This is a genomic window from Aquirufa lenticrescens (assembly GCF_019916085.1).
In the GTDB taxonomy this organism is placed as follows: Bacteria; Bacteroidota; Bacteroidia; order Cytophagales; family Spirosomataceae; genus Aquirufa; species Aquirufa lenticrescens.
Window position 1 is genome coordinate 1880337 of record NZ_CP049834.1, and the last position, 14625, is coordinate 1894961.

A 14625-nucleotide genomic window follows, 5' to 3' on the forward strand; every position below is an offset into this window, starting at 1 on the left:
TAAAGTCTTTTGACCTAATGCGCAATTTTACCTCTTTTATCGCGGTAGTGTTTGTCTTGATCTTTGGCAGTATAGAGCTCAAAGCACAAGGGTCGCAATGGATTTCAGAAAATCACCGCATTCAATACCAGAAATTTGCTTGGAAATACGTAGGCAGCTCTAATTTCGAGGTCTATTATTTAGATAAAAATGAGGCGTTGGCTAAATCAACTTTGGCCTATTTAGAATCCGATTTTGTTCGCGTTACAGAACTAATTTCCTATTCGCCTGTTCAAAAAATCAAGTTATTTATTTACCCGAATCACGAAACCTGGTTGCAAAGCAATGGTGGAATTTCCTTAGCGAATGCAAAAGAGGTGGAACAGGAGAATCTGTCTAAGTTTCGCATTGAAATTGCTTTTAAAGAAAATTTAGCCTCCTTTAAGCAAGAATTAACGAAGCAAGTTGCCTCTATTTATTTACATGATTTATTGTACGGAGGCTCAGTGAAGGACGTTTTACAGAGTTCCTTGTTATTAAATGTATCCGATTGGTATGTGCAGGGGATGGCAGCCTATATCGCCAGAGGTGATTCCCCTGAAATGCGTCGCTTTACCTATCAAATCATCAGCGAAAACAAGATCCGAAAACTTCCTTTGGCAAAAGGCAAAGAAGCTGAATTGCTTGGGCAATCGATCTGGGCTTACATTGCTACGACCTATGGAAAGCAATCGATTGGCAATATTTTGAATTTAACGCGTATCATTCGCAGTGAGCAATCGAGTATTTCGAGTACCATTCGCAAGCCCTTTTCGAAGTTCTTAAAGGATTGGTTTGACTATTATTTGAACGATGCGAAGCAGCTAGAGGTGAATTCGCTAAAGGTATTCTCAACGGAAGAATATACCACCTCTGCACCTACGATGAATTCCTATCGATTAAGCCCGGATGGATTACACGAGGTGTGGGTGAGTGATGAGTCCGGTCGCTACAGTGTTCATTTTCACACGTTGGGCGCTAAAAAATCCCAAATTATCCTTCAGTCAGGTTTGAAAGATGTGAATCGTATTTCCGAAGGCAAGGGTCCACTCGTTTCTTGGTATGGTAAAAATTCGCTTGCGGTCTTATTCTCTGATCAAGGCTATACCTGGTACCAGTCCTTCACGATGGAAAAGTCAGGGAAGCTAAAGGGAGACGATAAAAAGAAGATTGCTAATCTGTCTTATCTAGACATGAAGATGGCTGCGAATGGAACTAAAATGCTTGTTCGCATCATGGAAAAAGGCCAGGTGGATGTGGGGATTTATGATTTAAAACGGAATCGATTAAATCCGGTGACGAAGGATGCATTCGATGAGACGGAGGCTCACTGGTTACCTGATAACCGTATTTTGTATTTGACAGATCGTTACATTGATTCTTTGCCAGCTCCTGCAGCTCCTTTTACCTCCGCATTTATTTGGAATCCAGATGAACCGGAAAATCCATCTCGCTTGTTTTCTACCTCCGGTAAAGTCTTTAATTTTCAATTCCGTTCGGACTCGGTTGCTTATTTTTTACAAGCCCAAAACACTGGAAATCGACTCATTCGCTTCCAATGGAGTGACTCTACCTTTCAACAAATGGCCGTTCGATCCGTGGCTTGGGAAAATTTTGAAATTGGGCCAGCGGGAATTTCAAGTAAAGAGAGTAATATTCTTTCGGATAAAATTGCACGATACACTTGGGCAAGTTTGGATGAATTGACCAATTCTTCTTGGATACCGACCATCATAGATCCTGTCATCCTACATGCGGTAGAACCTGTAAACGCCGAATCAACGGATCTAGCAAAGAAAACGAGACGTGCTCGATTAGAGCGTCAACAAAGTATTCGCTTAAAAAGGGAGCCGGGTAAATTAGTAGGGCCTTTAGATTATGAGAATACCTTTGTGATGAATAGTTCTGAAGGGCAGTTCAGATCTGATCCCATTCGGGGCTTGGGTTATGGGTATGAATTAAAGGCCAATGATTTATTAGAAAATCATCTGTTTAAAGCGGGTGCTTTTTTAACCGCTAATTTGCGCAACACGGATATTTGGGGTGAATACAGTTATTTAGCCAATAAGTTAGATTGGACTTTCCGTTACGACCGCAAGGTACTAGGTCAGGATACCGAATCTGAATCCCAAAAGATTCGATTTAATCGATTTGCCCTAACGGCGACGTATCCTTTTAATTTATTGAGCCGTTTGTCCGTTACGGGGATGTATTCGACAAACCGTTTATTTTCTCAGCTTTCTTTGACTAATCCAGAAGATTATTCAGGCTATGCGGGGACTTCGGTTAATTATGTGTTTGATAATACGGTATCTGCTGGAGAAAATCTGCGTACAGGTTTCCGGTTTAGTTTGCTCGCTGAAGCGCATAAAGAGGTGGTTAATACGGGTGATTTTGTGCGATTAGGCTTAGATGCACGCTATTATAAAAAACTGTCTAATTCCTTTTATTTTGCCACTCGTTTATCAGCCTCCCATCAAATGGGATCTCAGACGCAAGCCTCCATGCTAGGTGGGATGGAGAATTGGTTATTTAATAAGCAAGAAACGCGTACGCAGGAATCCCCTTTAGGATTAGCTAATTTAGCCCAACGGGATGTCTTCATGAGTAATTTTATTGCTCCTTTGCGTGGCTTTGCCTTGAATAAATTGAGCGGTAATAGTCATTTGCTCTTGAATATGGAACTGAGATTGCCTGTTAAATCGTTAATGGCCATCGAATCCTCATCTGTACTTAATTCTGTGCAGTTAGTGGGTTTTACGGACATAGGAACCGCTTGGTCTGGCTCCAGTCCATTTGCAAAAACGAATGGCTTTAATACGAATGTGTATGGAGGTAAGACCAATCCATTTCAAGCAACGGTTACTGATTTTCGTAATCCATTCTTAATGGGCTATGGTTTTGGGGCTCGAGCGACAGTTTTTGGGTATTTTGTGAAATTCGATTATGCCTTTGGTTTAGAAAATAAGGAAGTGAAATCTCCAGTTACCTACTTAACTTTAGGATACGATTTTTAGATGAAAAGACTCCTGATTTTCTTCCTGCTATTGTTGCCCTCTCTTTTTTATGGCCAAAGTCTAAGCGTTTCTAATCTCCCTATTGTTCGATTTAATACGAAAACACGTGTCATCCAGGATGAGCCTAAAATCCCGGTTCAAATGGAGGTTTTTGACAATGGTCCTGGGCAATTAAATCAAGTATCTTCTACGCCCACTATCTCCACTGTGGCAGGGGTCGAATTCCGAGGATCTACCTCGCAAGCCGATTTCTACTTCCTGCCGGGTTTAGTAAAAAAGCCTTATGGTATAGAATTGTGGATTGATTCCACTGGCGTTAAAGCAAAGAAATTATCGCTTGTTCAAATGCCGGAGGAAACGGATTGGGTATTGAACGCCTCTTACAATGACCGCTCTTTTATGCGCGATTTTATTGCCCAAAAATTAGCGGGTCGTTTAGGTTTATTACATAGTGATGCGAAATTCGTGGAGCTCATCATAAACGATGAATACCGTGGGGTATATGTCTTAATGGAGAAAGTCAAACAAGGTAAGAATCGGGTGCCTATCTCGGATTTATATCCCACCGAAAATTCAGGTGATGATGTAACTGGTGGTTATTTGCTTAAAATTGATAAAACCAGCGGTTCCCCGTCTACCACTTGGAAAAGTAATTATACTTCTGGTATAACGGCTACGCAAAAATGTGAATTCCAAATTGAATATCCCCAATACGGCATCATCACACAGCAGCAATTGATTTATATCCGTGATTACATTAATAATTGGGAAAAGAAATTAATGACGGAAGATATGAATGACCCGAAGGCAAGCTTTCGGGACTATATGGACGTTTCCTCCTTCGTGAATTATTTTATTTTAAATGAAGCCACTAGAAACGTAGATGGATATCGTTTGAGTACTTATCTATATAAAGACAAAGAATCTTTAGGCGGAAAAATCAAGATGGGTCCAGCCTGGGATTTTAATATTGCCTTAGGAAATGCAGATTATTTGAATGGTTGGAAGACAGATGGCTTTGTGTACAAGGCGATGGAGAATGATGGGGGTAAAAATGATTATTGGCAAGTGCCTTTTTGGTGGAATAAATTGATTCAAGATGCAAGTTTCCGCAAAGCCTTAGCAACGCGCTGGAAGTCAGTTCGCTCTAGTTTTTTGAATACGAATACCCTTTTTGCGACCATCGATTCGGCGCAGGTTGTTTTGAAGGATCCTCTGATAAGAAATTTTCAAAAATACCCTTTAATGGGTAAGAAGATCTGGCCAAATTATTATGTAGGGGCAACCTTGAGTGATGAAGTGAATTGGTTGAAAAATTGGATACAGGGCCGTCTAGTTTGGTTAGATGCTCAAATGGCTGTCTTTGATAGTCCTATTTTGGCCGTTCGCGAGGAAAACACCTCAGCCATCGTGTATCCTAATCCATCCACGACAGGAATCTTTCAATGGAAATTTAGTTTAGACAAACCTTCTTTAGTGACCTATTTTATATCTGATGCGATGGGACGGATGATTATGTCCCCTAAAAACGCTAATTTTGGGTCAGGAGAGCAGATTCAACCTTTGGATTTATCTGCATTTCAAGCCGGAACCTACTTGTTATCTTGGAAAACAGAAGACAGTGCCGTCCAGCAAATTAAAATTTCACGTTAATGTCATCTATTCTAGCTCAATTTCAACGTACCCGTTTTGCAGCGTCCTCTTTAGCGATGGCTAGTGGGGAATCTCGGAATAGGGTTTTGGCTAGTATTGCTGAGTTGATTCGTGTGAATTCTTCGGAAATTTTACGAGAAAATCAACAGGATTTAGATCAAATGGCGATCGATCATCCCATGCGAGATCGACTTCTATTAACCCAAGATCGATTAGATGCTTTAGCTTTAAGCGTCCTTTCTGTGATGCAATTACCAGATCCAACTGGTCAGGTTTTATCGAAGAAAATGCTTCCGAATGGACTTGACTTGTCTAAAATAACGGTGCCGCTTGGAGTGGTGGGTGTTATATTTGAATCACGGCCGAATGTAACCATCGACGTGGCTTCACTATGCATTCGCTCTGGGAATGCGGTGGTATTACGGGGTGGATCGGATGCTTTTCACACGAATACCATTTTAGTTAAATTGATTCATCTAGCGCTTGAAAAACACGGATTTTCGACGGATTTGGTTTATTTGATGCCCACGGATCGTGTGCACGTAACGACTCTTTTGACAGCGGTTAAGTACATTGACGTGATTATCCCACGAGGTTCTGAAGCCTTAATTCAGCGGGTTCGCAAAGAATCTTTGGTGCCTACGATTGAAACAGGCGCTGGCGTTTGCCATACCTATGTGGCAGCCTCGGCTGATCTAGCAATGGCAGTTAACATTGTTGTGAATGCCAAAGTTTCACGTCCCTCTGTTTGTAATTCATTAGACACCATCGTAGTGCATCAGTCGATAGCGGCTGAATTTCTTCCATTAGTGGCTGAACCTTTAAAAGCCCACTTGGTGAAGATTTATGCTGATTCAGCAGCTTATCGCACGTTAGAGGAAGTGGCCTATCCCTTTTTAGAAAAGGCAACGGAATCGGATTTTGGTCGTGAATTCTTAGACTTTGCTTGCTCTATTAAGGTGGTGCAGGATTTGCCTGAAGCCATTGAACATATTTCGTCTTATTCATCTAGACACTCAGAGGCAATCGTTTCAAGTGATGAAAAAGAAGCGCAGTTTTTCTTATCAACCGTGGATGCTGCGGCCGTTTATTGGAACGCCTCGACGCGTTTTACGGATGGAGGAGAATTTGGATTAGGAACTGAAATAGGTATTTCTACTCAAAAATTACATGCGCGTGGCCCCTTCGCGTTAGAGAAATTAGTGACCGAAAAATGGATTGGAATCGGTCAGGGCCAAATCCGCTAAAACTCGTGATCTAATCCCATTCGTTGCTTCATTTCGACTAGAATAGGGTGCTTTTTAGATAAGAAATCGTATTTATCTGATTGCGTATAAATCATCTTTTTGTCCGAAACCTCACCTGCTATCAAATCCAAGCTGATATCGATAGTATCATTCTTCAGTTTTTCACGCAAAGTGCCTACTAATTCTAGCTTCAGCGAGTCATTAAACTGTTGCATTTGGACTTCACCTTCTACCTTGGTATGGATGATAGAATCGATGAGACTAATCTCACGGTTCATCATCACATATTTGTTGATGAAATTGCCCTGTTTGAATCCTTGTGCGATTTGAGTCCACACAAAATGAAGTTCTTCGTAGGTGAACGGCTCATTTTGAACTTTTCCCTGCGCAATTACCTCAGCCGCATGTTCGGCTTGACCAGTACTAACTACTTTTTTGGCGCTACGTAATCCGTGACTCGTAGGTCTAGGGGATGTTTCAGCAGATACAACTTGAACGGGGGCTGCTTGAACGGGAGCGATCTCCTGAACGGGAGCCGCTTGAACTGGAGTCTCCTGAACTGGTGTCGAAGCCACTGGCGCCGCTTCGGTAGAAACTACTTGAATAACGGGTTCAGCCGGAGCTACTGGAGCAGCCGAAACCGCAGCCGCAGCTATCGGTTTAGGCTCAGACTTTTTTCCGGCGCCACCCTCCACCGCAGGTTGAGATGCGGTAGGTTGGTAAACCGACGGCAAATAGTTGATTTTCAATAAGGTCAATTCGACGTGTAAACGGGCGTTCTTCGCTGCTTTGTAATGAATCTCGCATTGAGAGCAAAGGTTCATAGCAGATAATAAGAAGGAGGCAGACGTTTTCGCGGACTGCGCTTGAAATTTCGCCCGATTCTCTTCGCTTAATTCCATTAAGGCAAGCGTCTTCGGATCTTTGGCAAATAACAAATTACGGAAATGCTCCGATAGGCCGGCAATAAACTGCTGACCATCAAAACCCTTGCGCATAATCTCATCTAATAAAACGAGTGCGTCTGTGTGGTTTTGATTCACGAAGAAATCCGTTAATTGGAAGTAATAATCGCTGTCCAGTATGTGTAAATTTTCCAATACATCCGCGTGTCTCAGCGCATTGTCCGTGGAGAAAGTCACATTTAAGTCAAACATCGAAAGTGCATCGCGCAGACCACCATCGGCTTTGATGGAAATCAATTCCAAAGCTGCCGGTTCCGCTGTAATCCCTTCTTTTTCCGCGATCGAAGAAAGGTGAGACGCCATATCTTTCCATTGAATGCGGTTGAAGTCAAAGATTTGGCAACGCGATAGAATCGTAGGCAAAATCTTGTGCTTTTCCGTCGTCGCTAGAATAAAAATAGCATAGGAAGGTGGCTCCTCTAAGGTCTTTAAAAAGGCATTGAAGGCTGCTGCCGAAAGCATGTGAACCTCATCAATGATGTAAATTTTGTATTTACCGTTTTGAGGAGGATAGCGAACTTGATCGATTAGGTTCCGAATATCTTCTACCGAGTTATTCGAAGCGGCATCTAATTCGTGAATCGTTAAGGAAGTATTTTCTTGGAAAGAATGACAAGAAGTACATTTGCCACACGCTTCACCATCCGCACCTAAATCTTGGCAATTAATTGTCTTGGCTAAAATACGGGCGCAAGTCGTTTTACCGACCCCTCTCGGGCCACAAAAAAGGAATGCTTGCGCCAGGTGATTGGACTTGATAGCATTTTTTAAGGTGGTGGTAATGTGACTTTGGCCTACCACAGAATCGAAAAGGGTAGGGCGGTATTTACGCGCTGAAACAATAAAATTTTCCATAATCAAATTTACCTTTTTAAGGGATAATTCCCAAATGCTTTAGGGGATTCTAATGACAGCGCTTACGGGAAAATGATCCGTTGGATAGTTGTTTTCCCAAGTCTCACTATGGGTAGTATGTTGTAAAACGGAAGGACCATTTTTGACAAAAATATAATCAATATGTCTTCCTTCTTGTTCTTTAGTGAAGCCATTAAAGGAGCTGTATGGGCCATAGTGGCCATTTTGGCTAATTTTCTCCGCATCGATGACATGCGCTGGATTTTTTGCATCCACTAAAATTTGAATCGGTTCATCATCTGGCGTAGCATTGAAATCACCTGTTAATATCACCGGAGATTTACCCGCGATTTCAGCTATTTTACGCAATACGAGCTTCGCACTTTCTCTGCGCGCCACCTTGCCTAAATGATCGAAATGGGTATTGAATACGAAGAATTTTTTGCCAGTTTTAATCTCTTGAAATTGTCCCCAAGTCACCACGCGACGGCAAGCGGCATCCCAGCCAAAACCTACCTTGTCACATGAGTCTGACAACCAAAACGTTTTCTCTTGGAGCAATTTGAATTTCGATTTGCGGTACATTAAGGCAGAAAATTCTCCTTCTGCTTTCCCATCATCCCGGCCTTTCCCAAACCAGCCAAAACCCGGCAATTCCTTTTCTAAATCTGTAATTTGATGCAAGAATGCTTCTTGTAATCCAATTATATCTGCCTGATGGTAGCGAATCAATTCCCCACAATGTTTTGCGCGGTATTTCCATTGGTTTGTGCCATCCGATTCGGTGTCTAATCGCACATTGAAAGTCATCGCCTTGATTTGCGCTGAGGTGGTAGAAAATTGCGCTGAGGCCGCTGGGCCCGCTAATAAAAGCACAAAACAGGTGAATGCTTTTAAGATATTCATCACCTGTGGAAATACGCGGTCGTTCTTCCCATTTTGAATGACAAAATCAGCTCCCCAAAGGTAGTTTTTAGGTTGCGGTTGCAAATCGATTATTTGCATGGTTTCCATATAACTCATACGACTTCTTTTTTGGACGTTTTGAATGCGTTCAGGTAAGGGGCAATCCACCGTGATCATCTGTGAGATGTGTTCCGGTTTTGTACGCGGTGTGATGAGGGCGGATTCGTATAGACAAAAAGGGGCTTCAGGCGTATTTGTAATCCATTCTGCTGCCTGTGAACGAACGGCGGGATGGATAATGGCATTAAGGTGAGCGACATCACCTGGGTATTTTTGTAGGAGGCCTTTTATCCAAGCCCGGTTGTAAGATCCATCTGGAAGATAGGATTTAGGGCCAAATTCTGCGATAATAGCTTCCTTCACCGCCTCATCCTTCTCACAAATTTCTCGCGCCACTTTGTCCGCTTCGAAAATGGGAATTCCCAGACATGAAAAAATCCGGCAAATGGTCGATTTGCCGGATCCTATTCCGCCTGTAATTCCGATGAAAGGTTTCAGGCCTGTATCCATTGAATTACTCTTCTAAGCGAGATGAAGCATCTTTAGAGATTGCTGTTTTTTCGAAAACCATGCGAACACCTTTGCTTGAATCAACTTCAACAACGATTGTTTTTTCGCGAATCGTCACCACAGTTCCGTGGGCACCACCAATGGTTACCACTTTGTCACCTGTCTTCAATTCTTCAATAAATTTCTTCGCTTCTTTTGCCTTCGTTTGTTGTGGACGAATCATGAAGAAATAAAATACGACGAAAATACCTCCGAAAAGGATGATTTGCATGTACGCTGGACTCTGTGCTTGTAATAATAACATGTGTTTATTTTTTAGGTACTACTTCTACTTTAAATGCCATTCTGTTTTCCGCGGGTAGCGTATTACAATAGGCGGTAATGGTTTTTTGCAATTTGCCTTCTTTCCCTTTCGAATCAAACTTCACGCGAATGAACCCTTTTTTACCTGGTTGAATCACATCGGTGCTCCATTTAGGGGTCGTGCATCCGCAAGACGCATTCACTGAGATGATTTTCAAAGGTAAATTCCCCGTATTCTTAAAATTAAAGGTGTGAAAAACACTATCTCCTTCCACTAAGCGTCCTAAGGAAACATAGGGTTTATCCACTTTCAGGATGGGGTGTTTTTCTGCACTCGGTTTTAAAGCTGCCGGAATGGCATTTTCGGTGGCATTGTTCGCCTCTTTTTGCTGGTTCGTACAGGATAATATCCCAAAGAAACAGAATAAAAGGAGAGTAGTGCGCATCTTATTTGGCCTTAATCTGAGTCATCATTTTTTCCACGTCCTCTAGCAATTTCTCTGCTTTGATTTTCGCGTCTTGAACCACTTTTTTGCCTTCTGATTTCGCGGAAGTTTCGATAACCTCTTTGCCCTCAACGATATCATTGATCAATTGCTTTAATTGATCACGGTATTTGTTCAATTGGAAATACAATTTACTGCGGGTATTTTCTCCTTTATCTGGAGCGTATAAGATACCTACCACAGCTCCAGCTGCAGCGCCTACTACGAAGGCCCAAAAAGATCTAGATGATTTGCTCATGTTATTTGTTAGCTATGTCGATTAATCCTCGACCTGATTTAGTAATCACTTTTTCGTGAACTAAGCGATTCGAAACTACGTCTAAAATTCCGTTTATAAACTGGCCAGACTTAGGTGTCGAATAGTTTTTTGCTAGTTCGATGTACTCGTTAATGCTCACTTTTACTGGAATACTAGAGAATTTCACCATCTCGGCTAATGCCATTTTAAGAATGATAAAATCCGCTACCGCTAAGCGATCTGATTCCCAGTTTTTCGTTTGGTCCCCAATCCAAGCACTTAATTGCTTGTCTTCCGAAACGCTATAATCGAATAATTCCTCAAAGAATAACTTATCGTCTTCCCATTGGATGGCGAGTGGTTGTAAACTTAGGTCTTCCAAAGCCTCTATCTTAAAGGTCTTGTTCGCCATACTCTTCACCACGTCTTTATTCAAAGACCAATTTAAATCTTTTTCCTCAAAATACTCCGTCATGGACTCGTGTTTTAAAAGGAAATTTTTCAATACATATACGACGAAGGCCAAATCATCTTCAAACTTCTTGCCCGCCGTAGGAAGGTAAGTTAAGAAGGTTTCATCCGTCAAGATGTTTTCGATAAATAATTTCTTGATTAAATTTTCTTCATCTTCAGACCAGCCGATGTGGTTCTTATCGAAGGCACGTTGTAAATCACCCCATTTGGAAAGAATATACAATACCTTGTTTTTTGCCAAAAGAGAAGTCTTCGTGTTGTTCTCTAATAAACGTCTATTTTCATCCCAAAGCGCGATTAAGGGCAATTGCTGCAAATAATACAAGATTTTCAGGTATTGCTTATTGATCGATTCGACCTCTGTTACCATATCTTGCTTGAGCTTCTTCGCGATTTGCTTCACGTTCGCTTGATACAATTTATAGACTGATTGAGCCGCATCTTGCGCTTCTGCAGGAATCGTTTCTTCGGAAGTAATTTCTTGGAAATACTCTTTTAATTGAATTTCGGCAAGTTGTCGCAGGCCCTCTAAACGAGGCATTTGGTCCTCTTTTGCCACCATTAAAGATAAATCAGGCTGAAAAATGGTCGCTAAACCATCAAAAGCTAATTGATATTGGGCACGTTCTTGTGTATAAAAAGCATACAATTGTTGAAATGCTTTGACACGTAGTAATCTCCTGTTAACCATCCGAAATAAAAGAGCGTCTTGTTTTGAATCCCAAAATTAAGAATTTTAATTGATAAAGGTCCTATCTTTGTAGTCAATTAATCTTTAGATTCTTCCTTACGTGGGCGCATTAAGTCACATCAATCAGTATTTCTGGAAATATAAGTCGCTACTCATTTTGGGGATTATATTTACCTTATTTTCGAATTTTTTTGGTGTATTCCCCGCGCAATTAGTGCGTTATGCACTCGATTTAGTGACGGAAACCATCAACATTTATTTCCTTTTCAAAGGATTTAGCCTCCAAAAAGCCTTCTACGAAATCTTCGGTTTTACCCTCTTTTTCTACGGAGGTTTAATCATTCTGATGGCTATTTTAAAAGGCGTTTTCCTCTTTTTAGTTCGTCAGACTCTCATTGTGATGTCCCGTCACATCGAATTTGAATTGAAAAATGAAATTTATACTCACTACCAAACCTTGCCTTTGTCCTTCTATCGCCAACAAAATACAGGCGATTTAATGGCCCGCATTTCGGAAGATGTGGGAAAAGTGCGGATGTATGTGGGACCTAGTATTATGTACGGATTGAATTTGATCACGGTGTTTATTTTGGTGATTTATTCGATGTGGCAGGTGAACCAAAAATTGATGTGGTATGTCTTAATGCCGCTGCCCATTTTGTCAATTAGTATCTATTATGTGAATTCGGTGATCATTCGTAAGTCAGAAGAGATTCAGGCAGCATTATCGCAAATTTCGACTTTTGCGCAGGAGGCGTTTTCGGGGATTCGGGTGTTGAAGTCCTTTGTCAGGGAGAAGAAATCGCTTGATGCTTTTACGGAGGCGTCCTCAGCCTACCGAACTAAATCGCTCGGTTTAGTCAAGGTGGATTCCCTTTTTACGCCTTTGATTGCCCTTTTAGTAGGCTTTTCCACCATTTTAGTGGTCTATATCGGTTCGCAGGAAGTGATTGCTGGTAGAATGACGGTGGGTAATATCACAGAATTCATCATGTATGTCTTTATGTTAACCTGGCCGGTGACTGCTTTGGGTTGGACCAGTTCGCAGATTCAACGGGCGGCTGCTTCGCAGAAGCGGATTAATGAGTTTTTAGAGGCCAAATCCGAATTGACCACTGGCAAGCAAATTCGCCAAGAGATCATTGGTAACTGGGAATTCAAAGGCGTAAGTTTTGCCTATCCAGGTTCTGATCGCTTGGTATTAAACAACGTGAATTTGACGATCGGGGCAGGGGAGTCGGTGGCACTTTTAGGCCAAACGGGTTCCGGTAAATCGACCGTCGCCTTGTTGATGGCGCGCTTTTATGATCCAAGTGCTGGAGAAATTTTATTGGATGGAATCTCCTTGAAGGATTGGGATATGGCTTGGGTGCGTTCTTTTGTGGGATTTGTGCCACAGGATGTGTTCTTGTTCTCGACGAGTATCTCTGAAAATATTCGCTTTGGTAACGATGCCTTAACGCAAGAGTCGATCGAAGTCGCGGCTAAGCAAGCGGATGTGTATGACAATATAATGGAGTTCCCTGATCAATTCGAAACGATTTTGGGTGAGAGAGGGATCACGCTTTCAGGTGGTCAAAAACAGCGGGTGTCGATTGCCAGAGCTTTGGCTAAAAACCCCAAGATGCTCATTCTAGATGACTGTTTATCTGCGGTAGATACGCATACGGAACATACGATTTTGGAAAATTTAAAGCAGGTGACGGTAGGAAAGTCGTCACTGATTATTTCTCACCGCGTTTCTTCTGCACGATTAGCGAATCGCATCTTTGTCTTGTCAGACGGGTCGATTGTGGAAAGTGGATCTCACGATCAATTGATGGCGGATAAATCGCTTTACTTCGAACTGTACCAGCAGCAACTCAACGAAGAATTACAACAGGTTTCCGCTCAATCGAATTAATTCAATTTCGGCTGCTTTCGCTGCGTATTTTGCCTCAATTAAACGCGTCTCCGCTGCTACCGCATTTCGTTGCACCTCACGTAATTCATAGGACGTAGCGATACCTACTTTGAAACGATCAAAAGCAATGTCGATGTTTTGCTTCGCAATCGTATAATTCTCCGTCTCTAATTGAATCAGATTCATTGAATTCTCGTAGGTCACGTAGGTCTTTTCTAAAGCTGATAACAAGGCATTCTTCAAATCCTCAATTTGCAACGCAGCAATCTCTGCGTTGATTTTCGCATTCTGAATTCTACGCTTTTGGTTGTAGCCATCAAAGATGTTGATGGTTGCTCTTAAACCGTAATTGAACACATCACTACTTCCTTTCTCCACCCCAAAACCCGCGCCATTCGCTACACTATTCAAGTTATAGCCGGCTAATAAATCGATTTGAGGCTTTTGTTGACTCTGTAAATTCTTGGTGTCTAAATCGCTAATCTTCTTACTTAAGATTGCCCCGATTAAGGTAGGGTTCTGTGATAAAGCGCTCATTTTCAATTCGCTCAATTTTAATTTAGGGAGTAAATCGATGGTGTTCACGATTTGGAAATCGGCTTTGTAGTCTTTCACTAAAAGCGTGTTAAATCCGATTTTTGTGTTCGTAAAAGATTGCTCTTGTGCGATTAAAAGTGCTTTGTCTTCATTGTAATCCACCTGTGCAGAATAGTAATCTACTTTAGATCCTTGACCTACTTCGTAACGGTCCTTTGCTAATTTGAGTCGGTCGTTGGAGATTTCTAGCCCTTTTTTGAAGTTATTTACGCGTAAGTTTTGGCGAATAATATCATAATAAGTAGAAGAGATCAAGGCGATCAAGTTCTCAATCGATGACTCCGTTTGTTTTGCCCCTAAGTTTTGTAATTCTTTATAGCGGTCACGTAAGACGAACATCCCTTTTCCATCATATAATGTCCAGGCCATCGCCATACCTACATTTCCTGAATTAGAGTTGACTCCAGATTGAACTAATGGAGGGCGCAAACCGCCAAAAAACGATTGGTCAATTCCGGAAATCGTATAGTTTTTATTCGCTGATCCCGTAATAGTCGGTAGAAAACCTGCATTTCCTAAGCTATTTTCATTCGCTGCAATACGCTCCCTTTGTCTTGAAATTTGGATGGAATATTGCTTTGTGATGCCCTGTTGAATCGCGTCTTCCAACGTCAACATTTGTTGAGCTTGTGCCGCAATAGGGGACAAAAGAGCGAATAAGGCTAGGCGAAATAGTTTCATA

11 protein-coding genes are annotated in these 14625 nt (G+C 41.7%); 4 read left to right on the top strand and 7 right to left on the bottom strand.

What is annotated here, in order from left to right:
- Positions 1-17 precede the first annotated feature (17 nt).
- Genes G9X62_RS08385 through G9X62_RS08395 form a run of 3 tightly spaced genes read left to right on the top strand, consistent with a single transcriptional unit; the run spans position 18 to position 5935 of the window.
- Positions 18-3035 carry a BamA/TamA family outer membrane protein gene (locus G9X62_RS08385; RefSeq protein WP_223130275.1) on the top strand — a complete coding sequence of 1006 codons (3018 nt, stop codon included), beginning with the start codon at positions 18-20 and terminating at the stop codon, positions 3033-3035.
- Positions 3036-4688, top strand: a complete 1653-nt coding sequence (locus tag G9X62_RS08390; RefSeq protein WP_223130276.1) for a CotH kinase family protein — start codon at positions 3036-3038, stop codon at positions 4686-4688. It begins immediately after the preceding gene.
- A complete protein-coding gene (locus G9X62_RS08395) occupies positions 4688-5935 on the top strand; it encodes a glutamate-5-semialdehyde dehydrogenase (RefSeq protein WP_223130277.1) in 1248 nt (415 codons plus the stop codon). The genes G9X62_RS08390 and G9X62_RS08395 overlap by 1 nt, the downstream gene beginning before the upstream one ends.
- Here the strand turns inward: G9X62_RS08395 and G9X62_RS08400 are convergent.
- From G9X62_RS08400 to nusB, 6 genes are read right to left on the bottom strand one after another with little or no spacing between them, the layout of a single operon-like run.
- On the bottom strand, positions 5932-7755 hold the full coding sequence (locus G9X62_RS08400) for a DNA polymerase III subunit gamma/tau (RefSeq protein WP_223130278.1): 1824 nt from the start codon (positions 7753-7755) through the stop codon (positions 5932-5934). The genes G9X62_RS08395 and G9X62_RS08400 overlap by 4 nt on opposite strands.
- 39 nt (positions 7756-7794) lie before the next feature.
- Positions 7795-9231 carry a dephospho-CoA kinase gene (coaE, locus tag G9X62_RS08405; RefSeq protein WP_223130279.1) on the bottom strand — a complete coding sequence of 479 codons (1437 nt, stop codon included), beginning with the start codon at positions 9229-9231 and terminating at the stop codon, positions 7795-7797.
- A 4-nt stretch (positions 9232-9235) separates the two neighbouring features.
- On the bottom strand, positions 9236-9535 hold the full coding sequence (gene yajC, locus G9X62_RS08410) for a preprotein translocase subunit YajC (RefSeq protein WP_223130280.1): 300 nt from the start codon (positions 9533-9535) through the stop codon (positions 9236-9238).
- A gap of 4 nt (positions 9536-9539) precedes the next feature.
- The gene (locus tag G9X62_RS08415; RefSeq protein ID WP_223130281.1) at positions 9540-9980 is read right to left on the bottom strand and encodes a DUF1573 domain-containing protein; all 441 of its coding nucleotides are present in this window, start codon (positions 9978-9980) and stop codon (positions 9540-9542) included.
- Between the two features lies 1 nt (position 9981).
- The gene (locus G9X62_RS08420) at positions 9982-10278 is read right to left on the bottom strand and encodes a YtxH domain-containing protein (protein WP_223130282.1); all 297 of its coding nucleotides are present in this window, start codon (positions 10276-10278) and stop codon (positions 9982-9984) included.
- A 1-nt stretch (position 10279) separates the two neighbouring features.
- The gene (gene nusB / locus G9X62_RS08425; protein ID WP_130896157.1) at positions 10280-11443 is read right to left on the bottom strand and encodes a transcription antitermination factor NusB; all 1164 of its coding nucleotides are present in this window, start codon (positions 11441-11443) and stop codon (positions 10280-10282) included.
- Between the two features lie 100 nt (positions 11444-11543).
- Between nusB and G9X62_RS08430 the strand changes: the two genes are divergently transcribed.
- Positions 11544-13346: an ABC transporter ATP-binding protein gene (locus tag G9X62_RS08430; protein ID WP_223130283.1), complete on the top strand. Its 1803-nt coding sequence runs from the start codon at positions 11544-11546 to the stop codon at positions 13344-13346.
- Here the strand turns inward: G9X62_RS08430 and G9X62_RS08435 are convergent.
- On the bottom strand, positions 13317-14624 hold the full coding sequence (locus G9X62_RS08435; protein WP_223130284.1) for a TolC family protein: 1308 nt from the start codon (positions 14622-14624) through the stop codon (positions 13317-13319). The genes G9X62_RS08430 and G9X62_RS08435 overlap by 30 nt on opposite strands.
- Position 14625: the final 1 nt, after the last annotated feature.

Coding starts and splice junctions, on each gene's coding strand:
- G9X62_RS08385 (WP_223130275.1), top strand. CDS start 18: ATGCGCAATTTTACCTCTTTTATCGCGGTAGTGTTTGTCTTGATCTTT.
- G9X62_RS08390 (WP_223130276.1), top strand. CDS start 3,036: ATGAAAAGACTCCTGATTTTCTTCCTGCTATTGTTGCCCTCTCTTTTT.
- G9X62_RS08395 (WP_223130277.1), top strand. CDS start 4,688: ATGTCATCTATTCTAGCTCAATTTCAACGTACCCGTTTTGCAGCGTCC.
- G9X62_RS08400 (WP_223130278.1), bottom strand. CDS start 7,755: ATGGAAAATTTTATTGTTTCAGCGCGTAAATACCGCCCTACCCTTTTC.
- coaE (WP_223130279.1), bottom strand. CDS start 9,231: ATGGATACAGGCCTGAAACCTTTCATCGGAATTACAGGCGGAATAGGA.
- yajC (WP_223130280.1), bottom strand. CDS start 9,535: ATGTTATTATTACAAGCACAGAGTCCAGCGTACATGCAAATCATCCTT.
- G9X62_RS08415 (WP_223130281.1), bottom strand. CDS start 9,980: ATGCGCACTACTCTCCTTTTATTCTGTTTCTTTGGGATATTATCCTGT.
- G9X62_RS08420 (WP_223130282.1), bottom strand. CDS start 10,278: ATGAGCAAATCATCTAGATCTTTTTGGGCCTTCGTAGTAGGCGCTGCA.
- nusB (WP_130896157.1), bottom strand. CDS start 11,443: ATGGTTAACAGGAGATTACTACGTGTCAAAGCATTTCAACAATTGTAT.
- G9X62_RS08435 (WP_223130284.1), bottom strand. CDS start 14,624: ATGAAACTATTTCGCCTAGCCTTATTCGCTCTTTTGTCCCCTATTGCG.